Annotated in this window: 18 protein-coding genes and 1 pseudogene; 7 read left to right on the top strand and 12 right to left on the bottom strand. The window is 64.9% G+C overall.

Translation table 11 applies throughout. The annotated features are described in order from the left end of the window. The first annotated feature begins 126 nt into the window (after positions 1-126). The gene (locus tag NP511_RS03065) at positions 127-909 is read left to right on the top strand and encodes a hypothetical protein (RefSeq protein WP_233274297.1); all 783 of its coding nucleotides are present in this window, start codon (positions 127-129) and stop codon (positions 907-909) included. 24 nt (positions 910-933) lie between these two features. On the opposite strand, the gene NP511_RS03060 is transcribed toward NP511_RS03065, so the two are convergent. The 6 genes from NP511_RS03060 to cyaB all read right to left on the bottom strand — a co-directional run bounded on the left by NP511_RS03060 (position 934) and on the right by cyaB (position 7,163). After that, positions 934-1,524 (bottom strand): DUF5804 family protein, encoded by a 591-nt coding sequence (locus NP511_RS03060; RefSeq protein WP_049964350.1) that lies wholly within the window; start codon positions 1,522-1,524, stop codon positions 934-936. 181 nt (positions 1,525-1,705) lie between these two features. Next, entirely contained in the window at positions 1,706-2,884 is a 1,179-nt protein-coding gene (locus tag NP511_RS03055; RefSeq protein ID WP_049964349.1) for a tRNA sulfurtransferase, read from the bottom strand. A gap of 83 nt (positions 2,885-2,967) precedes the next feature. Beyond that, a complete protein-coding gene (locus NP511_RS03050) occupies positions 2,968-4,221 on the bottom strand; it encodes an MFS transporter (RefSeq protein ID WP_049905557.1) in 1,254 nt (417 codons plus the stop codon). Between the two features lie 127 nt (positions 4,222-4,348). Continuing rightward, the gene (locus tag NP511_RS03045; RefSeq protein WP_049964348.1) at positions 4,349-5,218 is read right to left on the bottom strand and encodes a hypothetical protein; all 870 of its coding nucleotides are present in this window, start codon (positions 5,216-5,218) and stop codon (positions 4,349-4,351) included. Positions 5,219-5,312: 94 nt separating this feature from the next. Further along, positions 5,313-6,518, bottom strand: coding sequence for a methionine adenosyltransferase (locus tag NP511_RS03040; protein WP_049964347.1), 1,206 nt, complete (start codon positions 6,516-6,518; stop codon positions 5,313-5,315). 102 nt (positions 6,519-6,620) lie between these two features. Continuing rightward, entirely contained in the window at positions 6,621-7,163 is a 543-nt protein-coding gene (cyaB, locus tag NP511_RS03035) for a class IV adenylate cyclase (RefSeq protein ID WP_006648846.1), read from the bottom strand. Positions 7,164-7,251: 88 nt separating this feature from the next. Here cyaB and NP511_RS03030 point away from each other — a divergent pair, with 88 nt between their 5' ends. Further along, positions 7,252-8,208 carry an FKBP-type peptidyl-prolyl cis-trans isomerase gene (locus NP511_RS03030; protein WP_049964346.1) on the top strand — a complete coding sequence of 319 codons (957 nt, stop codon included), beginning with the start codon at positions 7,252-7,254 and terminating at the stop codon, positions 8,206-8,208. 181 nt (positions 8,209-8,389) lie between these two features. Here the strand turns inward: NP511_RS03030 and NP511_RS03025 are convergent, their stop codons facing one another. The 3 genes and pseudogenes from NP511_RS03025 to NP511_RS03020 form a co-directional block, all read right to left on the bottom strand. Next, a complete protein-coding gene (locus NP511_RS03025; protein WP_049964345.1) occupies positions 8,390-9,016 on the bottom strand; it encodes an RAD55 family ATPase in 627 nt (208 codons plus the stop codon). Positions 9,017-9,218: 202 nt separating this feature from the next. After that, positions 9,219-9,293: pseudogene (locus tag NP511_RS22935) on the bottom strand (IS6 family transposase); the annotation flags it as partial. Positions 9,294-9,499: 206 nt separating this feature from the next. Next, a complete protein-coding gene (locus NP511_RS03020; protein WP_233274296.1) occupies positions 9,500-9,850 on the bottom strand; it encodes a hypothetical protein in 351 nt (116 codons plus the stop codon). A 244-nt stretch (positions 9,851-10,094) separates the two neighbouring features. On the opposite strand from NP511_RS03020, the gene NP511_RS03015 reads away from it, so the two are divergent. Continuing rightward, entirely contained in the window at positions 10,095-10,289 is a 195-nt protein-coding gene (locus NP511_RS03015) for a hypothetical protein (protein WP_049964343.1), read from the top strand. A 372-nt stretch (positions 10,290-10,661) separates the two neighbouring features. Here NP511_RS03015 and NP511_RS03010 read toward each other — a convergent pair whose 3' ends face one another. Further along, positions 10,662-11,846, bottom strand: coding sequence for a hypothetical protein (locus NP511_RS03010; protein WP_144240363.1), 1,185 nt, complete (start codon positions 11,844-11,846; stop codon positions 10,662-10,664). A 412-nt stretch (positions 11,847-12,258) separates the two neighbouring features. Between NP511_RS03010 and pyrB the strand changes: the two genes are divergently transcribed. The 4 genes from pyrB to NP511_RS02990 all read left to right on the top strand — a co-directional run bounded on the left by pyrB (position 12,259) and on the right by NP511_RS02990 (position 16,342). Beyond that, on the top strand, positions 12,259-13,203 hold the full coding sequence (pyrB, locus tag NP511_RS03005; protein ID WP_049964341.1) for an aspartate carbamoyltransferase: 945 nt from the start codon (positions 12,259-12,261) through the stop codon (positions 13,201-13,203). Then, entirely contained in the window at positions 13,196-13,684 is a 489-nt protein-coding gene (pyrI, locus tag NP511_RS03000; RefSeq protein ID WP_006648842.1) for an aspartate carbamoyltransferase regulatory subunit, read from the top strand. Before pyrB ends, pyrI begins: the two co-directional genes overlap by 8 nt. 245 nt (positions 13,685-13,929) lie before the next feature. Further along, on the top strand, positions 13,930-14,772 hold the full coding sequence (locus NP511_RS02995) for a hypothetical protein (RefSeq protein WP_049964340.1): 843 nt from the start codon (positions 13,930-13,932) through the stop codon (positions 14,770-14,772). Between the two features lie 292 nt (positions 14,773-15,064). Then, positions 15,065-16,342, top strand: a complete 1,278-nt coding sequence (locus NP511_RS02990) for a hypothetical protein (RefSeq protein ID WP_233274295.1) — start codon at positions 15,065-15,067, stop codon at positions 16,340-16,342. 175 nt (positions 16,343-16,517) lie between these two features. On the opposite strand, the gene NP511_RS02985 is transcribed toward NP511_RS02990, so the two are convergent. Together NP511_RS02985 and NP511_RS02980 are read right to left on the bottom strand one after the other, a co-directional pair. After that, complete coding sequence (locus NP511_RS02985) at positions 16,518-17,060, bottom strand: hypothetical protein (protein WP_049964338.1); 543 nt, start codon at positions 17,058-17,060, stop codon at positions 16,518-16,520. A 101-nt stretch (positions 17,061-17,161) separates the two neighbouring features. Next, entirely contained in the window at positions 17,162-17,923 is a 762-nt protein-coding gene (locus NP511_RS02980; RefSeq protein WP_049964337.1) for an enoyl-CoA hydratase/isomerase family protein, read from the bottom strand. Positions 17,924-17,947 lie beyond the last annotated feature (24 nt).

Here is a 17,947-nt window from a genome sequence, read left to right as displayed (position 1 = left end):
TCGAGCAGCGCGATTTCGCCCGGCTCGTCGTGTCTTCGTCGACCCGTTCCCCGAATCGGTCTGGTAAAAATGATTCTTTGACCTAGCCGAACCGCCTTTAGGTACCCCTTCGTACGGTCAGGTACAATGACACGCCCCTCCAGGCGGACGCTACTGAGTAGCACTGCAGGATTGCTCGCGCTCTCGGCCGGCTGTATCGCCGACGGGACCGACGACTCGCCCGACGACAACGATGAGAGTGACGATCCCAGCGAAGACGACCCCGGATCGGACGACGGAAGCGAGGACCTCCCCGAGGAGGTGACCGGCTACGAGACACAAAACTACCAGTTCTCCACGGATACGGAGACGTCATCTGTCGACCTCGTCCGGGACGCCGACGACGCGACCGAGTGGCTCGAGACGCGTACGCTCTCCAACGTCGACCCCCTCGCCAGCTTCGTCGACGACACCGACTTCGAGACGTCGATCCTGGTCTCGCTCGAGTCCGAGGCACCGAACCCCTGTTACGAGTTGGTCCTCGAGTCGATCGATGTCCAACCGATCGAGGACGACGAGACCGACGAGGAGTACGAGACCGACGGGGACGGCGACCCCAGCGGCAGCAGTACCGGCGGCGACGGCGAGACCGATAGCGATGGGACGGACGGAAGCGCCGACAAGGAACTCGTCCTCGAGGCAGGTGTACGGGACACGGCGGACGAGAACGAGGCCTGTACCCCGGTGATCACGACCGTCGGCCGGCTCGTTCGGGTGACCTTCGAATCGGAGCCGCTGACGGCGCTTTCCGCGACGGTCGTCGATCACGAGGGCAATACCAGCGGTGCCTCGATGCGCAGCGACAGCGCCAGCGCGTCGGAGAGTACGAGCGTCGAGTCGGACGACGGGACGGCCGAGGACGGCTCGTAACCGCTCGAGCGAACGACGGCCCCGCTACGGCGTATATTCCGTCTCGGTCAGGCGAACGACCAGCGTCTCCGCGACGTCCCGGAGGTCGTACTCCGGAAGATCACCGTCCGTTCGCCGGACGTACAGCGGCTCGACGAGCCGATAGGTTGGTTCCCCGCCGGCGCCGCTCGAGGCTGCAGCGCCTCCGTTTTCTTCACCCTCGCTCGCGGCCGCGGACTCGTCAGTCCCGCTCGAGGCCGCCGCATCGGGTTCGGTGCCCTCGTCCTCGACGGCAGGGGCGACTCGCTCGAGGCCGTAGATCTTGCAGAACTCGCCCGTCTCGTCGGCCTCGATCTCGCCGTTCCGGAGTTGCGTCGCGAGCGCTCGCGAGAGCCACTCGTCGTCGCTGATGCTCGGTTCCCGGACGAACGCCTCGTCGACGAACCGCGTGCAGTACCAGTTCAGGTCGTTCAGCAGCGAGACGGCGGCCCCGACGCTGACCGTCCGCAGGGCCAGCGAGTTCTCGAACGGCCGCTCCAAGTCGTAGGTCGCGAGCGCCTCGCGGGCCGTCTCCCGCGAGAGGAGTTCGTACTGGAGGTCGCTCCCGGCCTCGCCGATAAGACAGACGCGGGTCACTGGTTCGTGGTGTGTCCGACGGCGTAATGGGGGTTTCGGCTTCTCTGCGATGAAGACACGAGTAAATCTGCTGTCGGAGACGCCACGACTACGAAAGCGCGCCAGCCCCTTTCAGTCCCACCCGGCCGTGGGTAGGGGAGGTGTCTACGAGCGGCGGGAAAACGGGCGGTTCGAAGCCGACTCAGGGTTCGACCAGAGTCGCGTTTTTCGCCGCTTCTTCGGCCCGCTCGAGCAGGTCGTCCGGTTCGTGCTCGAGCAGGGGCTTCAGGCGGGCGTTGGTCTCGACCTGATCGGGAGTGACGCGGTTGCAGCCGGCGTCGATCGTCGAGTCGCTGAAGGTGCCGATCTCGCGGGCGCGGGCGACGATGTCCTGCTTGTCCCACGTCAGGAGCGGCCGGTGGATCGGGAGCCGGGTCGCGCGGCTGGTGACCCCGAGGTTGCGGACGGTCTGGCTGGACTTCTGGCCGGCGGCCTCCCCGGTGACGATGCCGTCGGCGTTGACGCGTGCGGCAAGCGTCTCGGCGGCCCGGTAGAAAAAGCGCCGCAGGGAAAGCATCCGACCCTGCTCCATCTGCCGGACGAGCAGGTCGACCGTGTCGCCGCCAGGGATCCGGTAGACCTGCATATCGAAGTTCGGCGCGTAGTCCGAGAGGAGCCGGACCGTCTCCATGGCGCGGGCCTCGTGGTCGATCCCGCCGTAGTCACCGAGGTCGACGTAGGCCGGGACGATCGGGCTGCCGCGGCGCATCATCTCGTAGGCCGCGACCGGCGAGTCGATGCCGCCGCTGACCAGGGCGATGACCGGCTCCTGGGAACCCAGCGGGAGCCCGCCCGGGCCATCGCGCTGCTCGAGGTAGTGGAAGGCCGCGTCCTCGCGGACCTCGACGCCGAAGGTCAGGTCGGGATCGTCGAGATCGACGTCGGGTTCGAACTCGTCCTCGACGGCCGCCCAGATGGCGTTGCCCGCCTCGCGGCCGAGGTCCTCGCTGTCGTAGGGGAGGCTCTTGTCGGCCCGGCGGGCCTCGACGGCGAACGTCCCGCCGTCGTAGTGTTCCCGGGCCGTCTCCGCGAGGGCCTCGAGGATCCGTGCTTTCTCCGTACTGGTGGTCAGGGAAGGGCTGGCGGAGACGACGCCGAAGGTGTCGGTCGCGGCGTCGGTGGCGGCCTCGACGGCGTCGCTCTCGGTGTGGATCAGCGGCCGGCTCCACCGGCGCTCGACCTCGCCGGGAATCGACCGCGCGGACAGGAGGGCCTCGAGGTTCTCCGCGAGGAGGTCCTCCATGTACCGCTTGACGGTGTTGCTTTTCGTGTTGACGTCCCCGTGACGGACGAGGACGGTGTCGGCTCCCGGGGGGTGCATGGACTGTGATAGATGATCGGAGCTATAAGGGGGTTGCGAGGTACGGCTCGGCCTCGAGCGATCCCGACGAGTCGCGGACGGTCTCAGACGATGGATTCCTCGACCGTCGGGCTCAGGCTGCCGGTGTAGGTGTAGATCCCGACAACGAGGATCGCCCCGGCCAGCAGCGGGATGGTCGCGCTGAGCGCGTACAGCACGTCGAAGCCGATCGCCTCGGCGAAGGGCAGCGAGAGCAGCGGGCCGACCGCGCCGCCGACGTCGCCGAAGACGTTGTTGGTCCCCATCGCCCGCCCCATTCGGTCCTCGGGCGTGAGATCGGCCAAGAGTGCGGTCAGCGGACCGCCGACCCCGCCCTGTCCCGCGCCGATCAGGGCGCAGGCCCCGACGACGATCGAGAGCGACGGCGCGAGCGTCAGGACGGCGAACCCGAGACAACTCGTCACGAGGAAAACGAGCAACACCGGGACACGAGCCCCGACGGCGTCGCTGATCTTTCCGCCGAGGATGGTAAAGAGCGCGCCCGACAACGCCGAGACGGCCATCAGCAGCCCGGAGGTCCCCTGCTCGCCGTACTCGAGGCCGACGCCGGCGAACTCGAGGGTGAGGACCGTCGACTCCGCGTCGAGGTACAAGACGAGCGTCGAGAAGAGGACGCCGAAGTACGCGAAGTAGAGCCCGAAGTTGACCAGGCCGACGGTCAGCGCGGGGAGGGTGGTCTCGAGGTCCCACGGCTTGATCGAGGCGTCGGGGCTGTCGACGTGGGTCTCGGGGACGATGAAGTAGGCGATGACGCTCGCCAGCCCGGCAAAGCAGGCAGCGAGGACGAAGGCCGTCGCGTTGCTGTAGACCTCGCTGACGATCCCGCCCAGTACCATGCCCGCGGGGAAGCCGAACGTGATCCCGGCACGGACGATCCCCATGCTCTCGCCCCGCGATCCGGCGTCGCTGACGTCGGCGGTGATGGTGTAGGCCGTCGCGAACACGAGGGCGCTGCCGACGCCCCAGCAGACTCGCGCGAGGACGAACCAGAACTCGGGCACCGACGACGTGATCGCGACGACGTAGCCCGCGGTCGCGGCCCCCTCGATCGCCAGCCCCGCGACGAACGGTTTCCGGGTCCCGATCCGGTCGACGAGCGCGCCGGCCGGCCCGTTCGCCACCAGCCGCGTCCAGCGGTTGGCCGAGAGGATGACGCCGACCATAAACGCCGAGATCCCGAGTACCTCGCCGAGGTTCGGCAGGATCGGGAAAACGACGCCGCCGCCGAAACCGACGAAGAAGGTACTCGCGACGACGGCGTAGACCACGCGATTCGAACCGCTTGAGGGGAGGTTCACGGATGATCGTTCTCGAGGGATGCCGATTCGTAACGTGCTATCAGTGTTACACACTGTCGTCGCCAAAGGGTCTGTCGAACCCGGCGATCACCCGACGTGGCGGCTCTCGGCCGGTAGCACCGAGCGGTCAGCCCTGCTCGCTCTCGGAGTCGGCGATCACGTACGAATACTCGAGACGTTCCCGCAGCTTCCCCAGGGCGTCGGTAGCCGCGCGCATCGTGTCTCGGTCGGGGAACGCGATTCGGGTCGGGGGAGCCACCGATTCGGGATCGAGCAGGTACCGCAGAATCCGGCGTGGCCACGTATCCGCGGCCGACGGAGCCCACCGGAGGACGAGTTCCTCGCGGTTCGGGACGGGACGAACGCGTCGGAGTCGATCTAGTTCGAACGCCGACCAGCGGTCTCGATCGGCGTCTCTCTCACGCCGGCGCAGTACGTCCCACGACAGTTCGTACCGGTCGCCGTTCGATCGCCACGTAACGAGTCCGTCGACCGGAACGACGGTCGAGCGAGGAATCGATTCGAGTGCGTCGGTGACGGCCTGCAGGAGCGCGTCACAGCCGTCCGCGTGCAGTTCTCGAATATGGGCGTGATGGGGAACCGACCGATAATACCACGTGGCGTCGGTACGGACGACGAACTCCTCGAGGGAGAACACGCGATCGACCCACACGTCGGTATCGTCCGGATCGACGGCCAGCACCGACCGGACGACGCCGGCGTCGTCGGGGAGCGTCGCCCGATACTCCGGTCCAGAACCCGTGAGAACTCGATCGGGTCCGCGGACGCGCTCCAGTCGTCCGTCGGGGTCCAATCGGGAAGCCGCCCCGTCCTCGAGACGCAGATGGACTGCGGTCCCCAAGGACGTCACGGCGTCGACGACGCGATTCTCGACGGTGATCCAGCCAGTCTCGTCGTCATCGGCGACGCCGTACGGTTGCCGCGTGATGACCCGGTGGGTTGCCGCGCGCTCGTCGAACGGCTTGCGGAGGGCCATTACCGGACGGCACGCGATCCGTGGACAAAACGTCACCCATCCGACGTGGCGCTATCGGTTTCGGGACTGGGCCGCAGTTCGGATCGAGGCCCGATCAGAACGTCGAGAGTTCGCCGTCAATCACGCTGCGCGTGATTCCGGTGACATCGGCGAGTTCGGCGTCGACGATGGCCGCGACGTCGTCCTCCACGTCCGCGACCGAGACGCCGTCGTCGGTGACGACCTGGACGTCGGCGACGTGGGGCTGATCGATCGGCCGGCCGATCTGGGAGAGCAGTCGCACGCGCAGGTCGCGGATGCCGCCGACCTCGCCGACGACCTCCTCGGCGATCGCCGTCGAGAGCAGGTTGTAGATCTTCCCGATGTGATTGACCGGGTTCTTGCCGCTGGTCGCTTCCATCGACATCGAGCGGTTCGGCGTGATGAGTCCGTTGGCGCGGTTGCCGCGACCGACGGAGCCGTCGTCGCCCTGTTCGGCGGAGGTGCCCGTCACCGTGAGATAGATCGAGCCCTCGTCGTAGTCGTCGGCCGTGTTGACGTGGACGTCGACCGCGCGGTCGGTGTGGTCGCGCGCGACGCCGTCGACGAACTCGCGAACCGATTCGACGGCCTCGACGTACTCGTCGAGGTCGGCGACGTACTCGTCGACCATCGCGGCCGCGACGGTGACGTCGATCTCGTCGCCCTCGCGTTTGCCCATGATCTTCACGTCCGGCCCGAGTTCGGGGTGTTCGTCGGCGTACTCGCCGTTCAGCCGTCGCTCGGCCTCGAGGACGATCCGCTCCGTCTCGGTCAGCGGCGCGTGGCCGACGCCGAAGCTGGTGTCGTTTGCCATCGGGACGCTGACTTCGTCCTCGCCGAAGACCTCCTGCAGGTCGCCGCTGCCCTCCCCGAGTTTGACGTCGACCACGACGTCCTCGCCGACGGTCAGCTGGGGGATGTTCTCCTCGAGGTACTCCCGTGCCGCTCGCAGGGCGATCGTCTCGGCGGGGATCGTTTGGCCCTCGTAGTGTTTGGTCGCGCGGCCGACGATCAGTAGATAGATCGGGTCGACGACCTCGCCGCCGCCGAAGGCGGGCGCGGCCTCGCCCGCGACGAGCTGGGTCTCGTCGGTGTTGAAGTGCAGTACTTCGCCGACGCGGTCCAGATACTCGCGGGCAAGCGCCCCGGCGACGCTCTCGGCGATGCCATCACAGATGGAGTCGGGGTGACCGATTCCCTTTCGTTCGACGATTTCGACCTCCTGATCCTCGACCGCCTGCCGGTCGATGGATTCGATACGGATGTTCCGCTCGCTCATTGGCGGTTCTTGACGGACCGCGTTCGTATAACTTGCGGAAACAGATACGGGCCGTAAAATGCCTGTAAGTTATGGATTCGCCGGCGTCGCTTTCGCACTCGCTCAGGACTCGAGCAACAGGCCGAGATACGACGTTCGGAGCTGCTCGTCGGGATCCAGCCCCAGCCGCTCGAGGACGTCGTAGGCCCCCTCGCGGGCGGCCTCGAGTTCGGCTTCGGACTCGAGTTCGGTCTCGACCTCGACGTAGTCGCCGACGTCGGCGACCGAATCGAGGGTGACGGTATACCCCTCGAGCGAGAACCGCTCGCGCTCTTTCCGGACCGTCGCGGCGGGCTCGAAGCCGAGGTTCGTCAGGATCGCATCGACCTTCTCGCCGTCCGCGACGGCGGTCTCGACCTCCTCGCGGGTCTTGGACTCGTCGTCGACGAGCGGCCCCTTGTAGGTAATGTGGGTCTCTGCCTCGCCGTCTTCGGGTCGCTCCGACCGGATCCGCAACGCCTCGTCGGTCTCGACGAACGCCCGATGGGGCGCGTCGTAGTAGGTATCGACCTGCACGACCGCACCCTCGGGCGTCGCCTCGAGGGCCACGAGCCGCTCACGGACGGCCGCGAGGTCGGCGGGGACCTTTGCTTCGACCTCGTACATGCTCGAGTCGACGCGGGGGGATCGTAAGTATCGGTCGCTCTCGCCCGAAAACGTCGTACTTAAATGTAGACGGCCGGACGTACAACGTATGACCGAGGAACAAGAGGCCGAGCTAGACGAGCAGGCCGATGACGTCGACGAAGAAGTAGCCGACGAAGCCGCCGACGGACTCCAGACCGGCGACTTCGTCGAACTCGAGTACACCGCCTACACCGTCGAGGACGACCAGCTGGTCGACACGACCGACCCCGAGGTCGCCGAGGAAGAGGGCGTCGACGAGCAGGGCCAGGAGTTCAAGCCCCGAACGATCGTCGTCGGCGAGGGCCACATCTTCGAGGCCGTCGAGGACGACATCGTCGGCGCCGAGCCCGGCGACTCCGGCACCGTGACCGTCCCCGCCGAGGACGCCTTCGGCGAATACGACCCCGACGACGTCCAGACGGTCAGCGCCGAGAAGATCGACGAGGACGACCGTTACCCCGGCGCGAACGTGCAGATCGAGGGCCAGCAGGGCTACATCAGCACGATCATCGGCGGCCGCGCCCGCGTCGACTTCAACCACCCGCTTGCCGGCGAGGACGTCGAGTACGAGTACACGATCGTCGAGGAAGTCGACGACCGCGAACAGCAGGCCGCCGGTCTCTTCGAGATGTACCTCGGGATGGAGCCCGAACTCTGGATCGAGACCGACGAGGTCGAGGAAGAGGTCCCCGTCGAACCCGATGACGACGACGAGGACGCAGAGCCCGAGTTCGAGACCGAAACCGTCGAGAAGGAGACGCTCTACCTCGAGGCCACGCCCCAGATGACCATGAACCAGCAGTGGATGATGGGCAAACAGCAGATCGGGCAGGACATCATCGAGAAGGTCGGCGTCGACCGCGTCATCGTCCAGGAAGTCATCGACGGCATGGGTGGCATGGGCATGGGCGGTATGATGGGCGGCATGGGCGGCATGGGCGGCGGCGACATCGAGGAAGCCCTCGAGGACGCCGACGTCGACGCCGACGAGATCGTCGACGAACTCGAAGGCGCGGAAGAGTAAGCCGACGCCGCGGACCCGGCCGCTCACCGGTCGCTGCCGACGGACAACGAGCATGTGCGGATCGACTTTTTTGCGCGCGTAACCGCCGAAGAGAGGGCGGCGTGTCGAATCGACGAGCGAAGCCGAGGTACAGTACGATGCCCGCACAGGAGGGGTAACGGAATCGGCCGGGCAGCCGGACTCACGCGATGTCGCGGCTCGTGTCGATCGCCACTTCCTCCGTCAACTCGAGCTTGATCGCGTCGGTCGGCTGGCTCCCGCCGCGGAACTTCGGGATCGTGAGGTGGTTCTCGAGTTCGGTCCCCGAGATCTCGGTCCGCAGGTCGAAGACGGCGTCGGCGGCGTGGTAGGTCCGGGACCGGTTCGGCGGCTCGTCCTCTCCTTTCAGACAGTGGAGGACGGCGATGCTGCCCGTCTCCAGCATGTGCGACTTGAGTTCGTTGAGGAATTCGATGTACTCGTCGGTGTCACAGCGCTCGAGGACGTCCATCGTGTCGATGATGAGGTTCGCCCCGTCGGGCAAGGCACCGATGAGTCGGGTCGCCTCCTCGAGGGTGTCCTCACCAGTGACGTGCCTGACCGTCGGGCTGCCGACCGAGGAGGGCGAGGTCTCGATGGCGTGACGGACGGCGTCGTCGTCGCGCTCAGTGGTGAGATACAGCGTGCCGCGGGCGGCCGTGAGTTCGTAGAGGAGGAGTTCGGACTGGCTGGCCGGCTCGGCGGTGTACGCGACGATACACCCCGGGGGGAGCCCACCGTCGAGCTTCCGGTCGAGGACGTCGATCCCAGTGTCTAACCGGCCGACCATGCGGTATATGCTCTTGCTGTACTGCCCGCATAATTCTTTGCCTTCGTCGGAATGGTATTGTTCAGATTAGCTTGTTCCAACAGTATACGTAGCTCTGCAACCATGTTTCGGATTTTTAGCCCAAAATATATGAAATAGTTCCAAATTAGATGGTATATTTCTTTATCTCTTGAAAGAGTGGTTTGACAGCGTTCAGAACGGTCTAGTTCAGCACCTCCTCGGCTGGTGTTCGGCCATTCAGCGCTTGATTTAGTCGATCGTAATTGTAGTGGTGTTCAGCGGTTGCGTGTTAGAGCCTAAACCGAAGATGTCCGATCCGTGGTGTACCGCGGGACGGACAGTAGGGACAGTCGCGCTCGAGTGTCTACCCAAGTACTGAGGCGCCGTTGACCAGCGGGTCTCTACGGGAGGCTGGCCTCCTATTCCGAGGCGGACTGCTCCCGTCCGTGACGGGTAGTCACCTGCTTGCATCCGGCGCTGTCCTCAGGCACCATCCCGCGAGTAGTACGCTACCACGAGTACCGTTGCGGTGAGCGCCGCAGCGTTCCCCAAGACGACCAAGACGAGTTCGTCAAGCGCTGTCCCGGACCGCAGCAGCGCCGCGCCGACGGCCGCGCTGGCGAAGAATGGACCCACGACTGCCGCCGAAATCAGGATTTGGTAGGTTCCGGTGGCGGTGACGATCGGTAGCCGGTGGGGGACGAGCAGGTCCATGGTGAGAAACGCGAGAAACGTTGCCCCGAACCCGCCCACGAAAAGTACGGGGAGAGCGCAGTCCGGCGCTCGCTCCGCGCCGACCTGTATGAGGACCTCGCCGTTAATGAGTGAGAGCAATGCTCCAACGTCCCACAGCCAGGACCGGTTCCACGCGGAACGAGCGTACAGCCAGCGAGCCGAAAGACGCATACTATCGTTACGGGCATCCGAACAAAAAATTGCGATGGATAATATTTATATCCGATAGCAGACGGCGATCTGTCGATCCTGCTCCAGGGCCTCCGGCTGCACGTACGGATGATTCGGGATTATACAATATACTGACGTAAAAAATATACACCTGGAAGGAAAATGAAAATCCATGTTTAGTACCCTCCGAACGATCCTCGTCGCGTTCGTCGGTATGTTTGTTGGCACTGTGGCGGCAGCGGCGATCGTCCCAGACCCGACCAGTCTGTTGGGAATGACGATCACGCTCGTCCTGGTCGCAGTGTTCAGTTATGCCGCCTACCATCTTGACGAACGTTTCGCCGGGAACTCGAGTACGAACGCCTAAGCTTCCGACTTCTTCACTCTGCCAGATGTGACTGCTCGCGTTCGTGGGATGCCCACGACTCATAGCGGGCCGGAGTTTCCTGTGACATCGATTCCATGCCAGGTTCCGAGGACGTCAACTGCTCGGTCCGACGCACCAGTTCCTGTCTCGCCGTTCGGAACCTCTCCAGTGGCGTCTGACGTTCACTCGCCTACGTGTTCGGCGATCGTCCACAGTGGTTAATCGCGATTGACCGCTCGCGTGGCGGCCGACAAAAGGAACCGCAGTGGGGTCCCGATACGGACTGGATAAACTCGCTTTTACTATAGTAGCAATTGAAACGATTTACACACTGATCGCAATGCCCTCGTGCGATCAGGTGTGCAATGACGTTCAGTTGCTACTATAGTCCGCTCCGATGACGTTGTACGACATGCCGAAGCCCTTGTCGAGGGGGTTGCTTGTATCGGTGAAGTTTATCGTGATCGCCCCAGGAAGCGACAGGTTGGCCAAGTCAACCGCCATTCGGATACCGAACGCGTATGTGTCACCCTCGATCAGTTCCGTGGTGAATTCGTAATCAGTATACGGGGCGTCGTCACCTGGCCCCGCACCGTCCCCTGGTCCCCACTGCTCGTCGATGATGTCGACGGCGTCATACCAATCCGAGCTTAGCGTCCCGAGATGGATCGAATCCTGTGTGTCCTTGTCGACGTTCCTGACGAACCCGAGGAAGTCCGTCCCGGCGGCCATCCCGAGGCTGGAAACCGTCCCTGCAGTATACCCATCAAACGTGATGTCGAAATCACCTGTCTTCATGTCATTGTCGACTAACGTGTAGACTTCTGCGTAGGCATCCGCCTCGATAGAGACGGCAGCGTCAGTCACCGTAACACCACACCGATTGTCGTCTTCGTCGACATCAGTTGCCCAGTTGATCCCCTGCACCCAACAGGGTCCAGGACAGTTCCGGTCACTGTCGCCGTCATCCGCCTCGGTGGCAGAGTAATCGTAGTGGGAAGACGTGGCGCTCAGGGTGGACTTCTTCGATAGGTCCGCAACTTGGTTTTTGCTGGGATTGGCGGAGGCAGCGAAGTCGGCGTCTCTCTCCGAGTGAGCGACGACCTTTTCCCGTTGGTTCTGCTTGAGGGATCCCACGTCGTCAGACGAGAGGATGGTCTTGAACCGCTGGTCATTAATCTTCTTGAGGAACGTGCTGCCGTCGCGGTCCATCGCTGTCGTGACCTCGGCCGTATATCCGTCCTCGAACTCCAATCGCTGGATCATCATCGACCGACCGTCGTCTCGGTTCGCCTTTGCCACCGACGCTAAGCGCTTGCTTGAGTGCGCTACGTTAGTCGGTCCAATCGCGGCATACTCAGTGTCGACGACCTCGCCATGTCGACGCACGGTCGACTGCCACGCCTTCTGGACCTCTTCGTTGATGTCATCAATCTCTAGCCGCTGTTCGCCCTCTGCCGTATCACCGGCAACCAGACCAATACCCAACTGCGCAGTTGCTCCGAGACCGATCGTTCGTAATGCGGTACGGCGTTTCAAACGAGGGGTATCAGACATCCCGCCCTAATATCAATGAATTATACACATATATTTTACTGAATTAATATATTTAAGTGAACCACTCCCATTCGGTCACTCAATTGAGGTGGGGTACTGCGATCGAATACCCTACCACTGTTCCTATACGATCGTGGATAGCTGTTCGGACGTTTCGTCAACCGGCCGTGGCAGGGTCAGGACCGGCGTCCGGTGCAACTGCTCGTCGCCGTCCGACTGCGGATGGGTGCGACGGTGTGAGACGAACACGCAACGCGTTCGATCGAACGGGTCAGCTGCGGGTCAGGCTCGACTGGCGAGCCACCCGTGTTCAGAATCGAGCGGCTACCGCCTGCGGCCGAGTCGTCGATCGCTATCGACGACAAATGGCGGGATTCAAGGTAGTCCCGAGAGCGTACGCAAACGACAACGAATGCGCCACGATCACCTCATCACGAGCAAACAACTCTCGCGGCCGGACATCGAGACGGTACTCGACCGCGCGGCCGAGATCGACGCCGACCCGTCGGCGGTCGCCGATCGCCACGCGAACACGCTGCTCGGATTGCTCTTTTTCGAGCCGAGTACGCGGACGAAGATGAGCTTCGAGACTGCGATGAAACGGATCGGCGGCGACGTCGTCGACATGGGTTCGGTCGAATCCTCGAGCGTGAAGAAAGGGGAGACGCTGGCCGACACCGTCCGTGTCATCGAGGGCTACACCGACGCCTTGGTCCTGCGCCATCCCAAGCAGGGGGCGGCGACGATGGCCAGCGAGTTCGTCGACGTGCCGCTGCTGAACGCGGGCGACGGCGCGGGTCATCACCCGACCCAGACGATGCTCGATCTCTACACCATCCGGGAAAACGCCGGCCTGGACGACCTGACGATCGGCATCATGGGCGATCTCAAATACGGCCGGACCGTCCACTCGCTGGCCCACGCGCTGACGAACTTCGAGACCCAGCAACACTTCATCAGTCCGGAGAGTCTGCAGTTGCCCCGCGAGGTCGTCTACGACCTCCACCAGCGACAGGACGGGACGGGGATCAAAGAACACGAGTCGCTCGAGGGGGTCCTGCCCTCGCTGGACGTCCTCTACGTGACCCGGATCCAACGCGAGCGGTTCCCCGACGAGAACGAGTACCAGAAGGTCGCCGGCGAGTACCAGATCGACGCCGAGACCCTCGAGGCCGCAAGCGACGACCTGACCGTGATGCATCCGCTGCCACGGGTCGACGAGATCGCCCCGGAGATCGACGACACCGACTACGCGGCCTACTTCGACCAGGCGCACAACGGCGTCCCGGTCCGAATGGCGCTGTTGGACCTGTTGTTGAGCGACGACCGGGGGATTCGAGGTGAGACCGATGAGTGACGATCACGACCACCACGACGGCAACGACGACCACGAACTGCGGGTCAGCAAGATCCGTGACGGGACCGTCATCGATCACGTCCGTGGCGGACAGGCACTAAACGTCCTCGCGATACTCGGCATCGACGGGACCAACGGCGAGGAGGTCTCGGTCGGGATGAACGTTCCCTCCAACCGGTTCGCACGCAAGGACATCGTCAAGGTCGAGGGTCGCGAACTCAGTCAGGACGAGGTCGACGTTCTCTCGCTGATCGCGCCCGACGCGACGATCAACATCGTCCGCGACTACGATGTCGTCGAGAAACACCGCGTCGAACGCCCCGACGTCGTCGAAGGTGTCCTCTCGTGTCCCAACGCCGGCTGTATTACGACCGGCGACGAGCCCGTCACCTCACGGTTTACCGTCCTCGAGGACGGCGTCCGCTGTTCGTACTGCGAGACGATCGTCCGCGAGGAAATCGCCTCGCTGATCGAGACGTAACCGCCGCCCGCTCGGCGTCGGATTTTCACGTCCGGATCACTATCCAGAATACCTAAGTATTCGCCGGGCGTATTCTCCCCTGTACATGTCACGTACCGTCAAAGTCGTACTCGCCCTGTTCGTCATCGCCGTCCTCTACAAGGTCGCCTTCGGCGGCTCCTCAGAGGTCGAAGTCGACTACGAACCGACCGAAGAATAGCGCTCGATTCCGAACGGCTTACGGGTGCGGGGCCGGACACTGAGGTATGTACGGCGTCGTCACCCGTAACGCCGAGGAAGTACGGTGGCCGGAGTTCGACCGCGGCTTCTACGAAGTCAAGGACGTGACCGGCCGGTCCGCCGAACCGATCGAAGACGGGGTGAACATGGTCTCGTGTTTCGGCGACAACGCCGCCGCCGACGCCGACCCGTCGCTGGTCCCCGTCGACGACATGGGTCGGCCGGCCGACCGCGAACGGTCCTATTTCGACTGGGCGTATATCTGTCCCTCCCGTAAGGACTACCGGCAGGGCCTGTTCGAGGTCATCGACGACTGCGTCGCCGAAAACGAGGACGTCCGCCTCGACGACATCGGCTTTCCTCGCGCGGAGTACTGCCGGTGTGGCGTCTGCGAGCAGGCATTCGCCGAAAGCGAGTACGACGACCGCATGGACTGGCGGGCGAGCGTCATCACGGATTTCGTCGCCGAAGCCGCCGACCGCATCCCCGGGACCGTCTACATGACGCTGTATCCCGATCCCTATCCCGGCCACCTCTACGAGCGCGCCGGCATCGACCTCGAGGCCGTCGCCGAACACGTCGACGAGTTCGTCGTCCCGCTGTACGACACCGCCTACGGGACGACCTACTGGCTCGAGACGATCGCGAAGGGGTTCGAGAGCGCCCTCGAGACGCCCTTTAATATCGAGTTGTACGCCGTAAACGTCGACGTCGAGAACCTGATTCACGCTCTCGAGGTCGCCGAGGAGTACGCCGAGGGAGTCTTCTTCGGCTACGACGCGAGCAAGGGCCGCGCCGCGTTGCGCCGGATGCAGGCCGACGAACGTGAGGGCGTGACCCACGGCGAACCCGGCGATCCGGACGCGTAACCGGCGACTCCGCTCGAGTCCGGCGGTTCCCGTCGCAGCTCCTACTTCTCCGCTCCAACAGACGATTACGCGTCCGTCCAGCGACGTTGTGAGTGATTACGTCTCACCGGTATCGTCTCCCGGTCGTCTGCCGGTTGTTCGCGCTCGCGTCGCCGGTCGCCCGGTTTTCGGAGTTACGAGCGATTGGGGTCGGGCTTCGGATCGGAACCGACGCCGGTCTTTATCTGCGTCTCGGTCGCGCTCTCCCGTGACCGAGGAGCGCCGACGGTAACCGCGTCCTCAGGTGCATACGATGAGAGACCACCAGAGCCAGCAATCCACGGATAGGGAGCGGATGGCGGAGTCGACGATCGAACGGAGTCAACAGACCATGGAGCGGTTGATCGACCTCCAGCGGAACATGGCGGAGATGACACTGAGTGCCCTCGAGTGGGGTGAAAGCGCCCAGCGACAGGGGATGGAGATGACCCAGTCGATGTTCGAGAGCGCGCCGGGGCCGCAGTTCACCGCCTCGATGATGGAGCGCTATCTCGAGGGAATGGAGGCGATCGTGCCGGAGATGGAAGACGCGATGGAAGCGGGAACCCGGGCGGTCACCCATCCCGGAACCCCCGGCGTCGCCGGCACGGGGTACTCGAGCGGGCAGGCGTATCAGGGCCAGCAGGGAGGCGGCGAACGCGGCGGGACGATGGAGCGACGCCAGCGGCCGACCAACCAGTCGATAGGCGAGCAGCCACAGCCGAGTCAGCAGTCGATGGGCGGACGCCAATCGACCGGCCAGCACCGGTCGATGGGAGGCAACCGACCGCCGACTGACCGGCAGCCCACCGGCGGGCAACGGTCGCCCCAACAGCCCATGAGCGGCCAGCAACGCCCGTTCCAGTCGATGGCCGGACAGCAATCGAACCAACAGCAACGCGGCCGACAGGCCTCAAGCGGTCACTCCCAGTCACAGTGGCCCCAGCAGTCCGCCCGACCCGGCGAGGCATATCCCGAGACCGGGGAATGGGTCACGCCACAGGAATACGGCGGCGAATCGACGGGGACGGCCGAGTACCAGCAGCGGCCCCTGTCGGCCGCGCCGAATCCGTCGCCGTCGGAGGGCTCTCGAGTGACCGAGGGGCGGCCACAGGGGGGCGAAACCGGGGACCCACAGGAGTCCCAGCGGGGTCGGTCGTCGACCGGGACCGACCGGGGACCGCAGGGACAGCCGCGAGAACCGCAGCGACGACCGACGGCCGACTCACAGCGGGGACACGGCCAGTCCGGCGAGTCGATGGCGGGCGGCGATCGATCACACGCCGCTCGAGCGGGCGACCGACCGACGGAGGGCGGACAGTCGGGGCCGGGACCGGGACGGACCGAGCAGGGTCGGATTCGGGATCAGTACGCACGACGGGCCGACACCGATCAGGGCGAGCGTGAGCAGGGCGGTATCGATCACGGCGAGGGGACCGAACCGGATCGGTCGTCGGAGCGACGCGGGATGGCGGACACGGACGTGCCGCCCGACCAGCCCCGGCCGCCGACCGAGCGGGCGGCTACCGACGAGCCGCCGGAAGAGGAGTGAGTTCCCCGCCGGCGTGAGAACTCGCGGCTCGTGGCTCGCGGAACGGCCGCGGGCACCCGGCAGTGGTGAGTCATACTCGAGAGCGACGCTGTCGAACGACTGAAGAGAAAACGCTCGTCGTCATTACCGTCCGATAGACGGCCGGCTTCGTGGGCGGGCGGAACGCGGACCGATATTAGCGGGTGCTGCTGGTGCGGTCGTCATCGTCGTCGTCGATCAGCCCGTCATCGTCATCGTCGTCCATGAGCGGGTCGTCCTCGTCGCGACGGACCGCCCCTTCGTCGTCGGCCCCGCTGATGTCGTCCTCGTCCCGATCGATGCCGCGGTCGCTCTCCGTCCCGGAACCACCGGTTCTCGAGTGGGGTTCGGTTTCACCTGTCCCGGTGTCCGTGTCGGCATCGCCCGTTCCGGTATCCGTCATCCCGACGTCGGGATCCGTGTCGGTGGTGCCGCCCGTCCCGGCCGAGCGACCGCTCGAGCGGTCGCCCTCGAGGTGGATCGCGTCGTCGGTAACGTGACCGACCGCGGCTTCCTGCAGCGGGTAGGTATCCTCGCCGCTGTCGGTCCAGCCGAGCGCCGCCTTGATCGAGTCCGTGATGCCGGGGTCGGGTTCGACGTGGGCCGTGCCGTGGTCGACGTCGACGACCATGCCGACCTCGTCGCCCGCGTCGTTGACGACGTCCTTGCCGACGTCGTCGTCGGTAAACTGTGGGGACATTGCGGTTCGGTTGACGGTCGATTCGGGCAAGGCGGTGGTGCTTGCGGGTGCTTGCGGTCAGTTCGAGGCACGGAACCGGTCCGCAGCCGCCTTCGGGCGGGTTAGAACTCCGGCTCCCTGTCCTCGAGAAGGGCGGCGACGCCCTCCTCGTGGGCCTCGGACGTCCGGGCCTGGGCCTGCAGTAGGTTCTCGTAGTCCAGCGCGTCGTCCCAGGAGCGCCCGAGGTTCTCGTGCATGGCCTGTTTCATCAGTCCGATCGTCTCCGTCGGGCCGGCCGCGAGCGCGTCGACGGTGTCGGCGACGCGAGCGTCCAGTTCGTCGGCGGGCACCGTCTCGTTGACCAGTTCGAGGTCGGCCGCTCGCTCGGCGTCGAAGAACTCGCCGGTGAAGGCCAGTTCCTTGGCCGCCCGCAGGCCGACGATGTGGGGCAGCATGACCGTGCCACCGGTGTCGGGGACGAGCCCGACTCTGACGAACGCACAGGAGAAGGTCGCGTCCTCGGCCGCGTAGGCGATGTCGGAGACGGCGACGAGCGAGAGCCCGGCACCGATCGCGTCGCCGTTTACCTTCGCGACGATCGGCACTCGACACTCGAGCATCGCCTCGACGGCGCGGCCGAAGCTCGCGGTGACTTCCTCGTAGGCGTCCTGTGAGGTGTCGGGCGTCTCCGCCAGCATCTCGAGGTCGCCGCCGGCACTGAACGCATCGCCCGCGCCCGTGAGGACGATCGCGTCGTACTCCGCGGGGGTCGCGTCCTCGATCGCGTCGGCCAGTTCGACGGCCGCCTCTCCGGTGATCGCGTTGAGCGCGTCCGGTCGGTCGAACGTGAGTCGCAACACGCCGTCATCGTCAGTGATTCGCATGCGTCACACATGGGCCCCCCGGAT

Source organism: Natrinema thermotolerans, from assembly GCF_031165565.1.
Lineage (GTDB): Archaea > Halobacteriota > Halobacteria > Halobacteriales > Natrialbaceae > Natrinema > Natrinema thermotolerans.
This window is presented reverse-complemented; position numbering and strand designations above follow the sequence as displayed.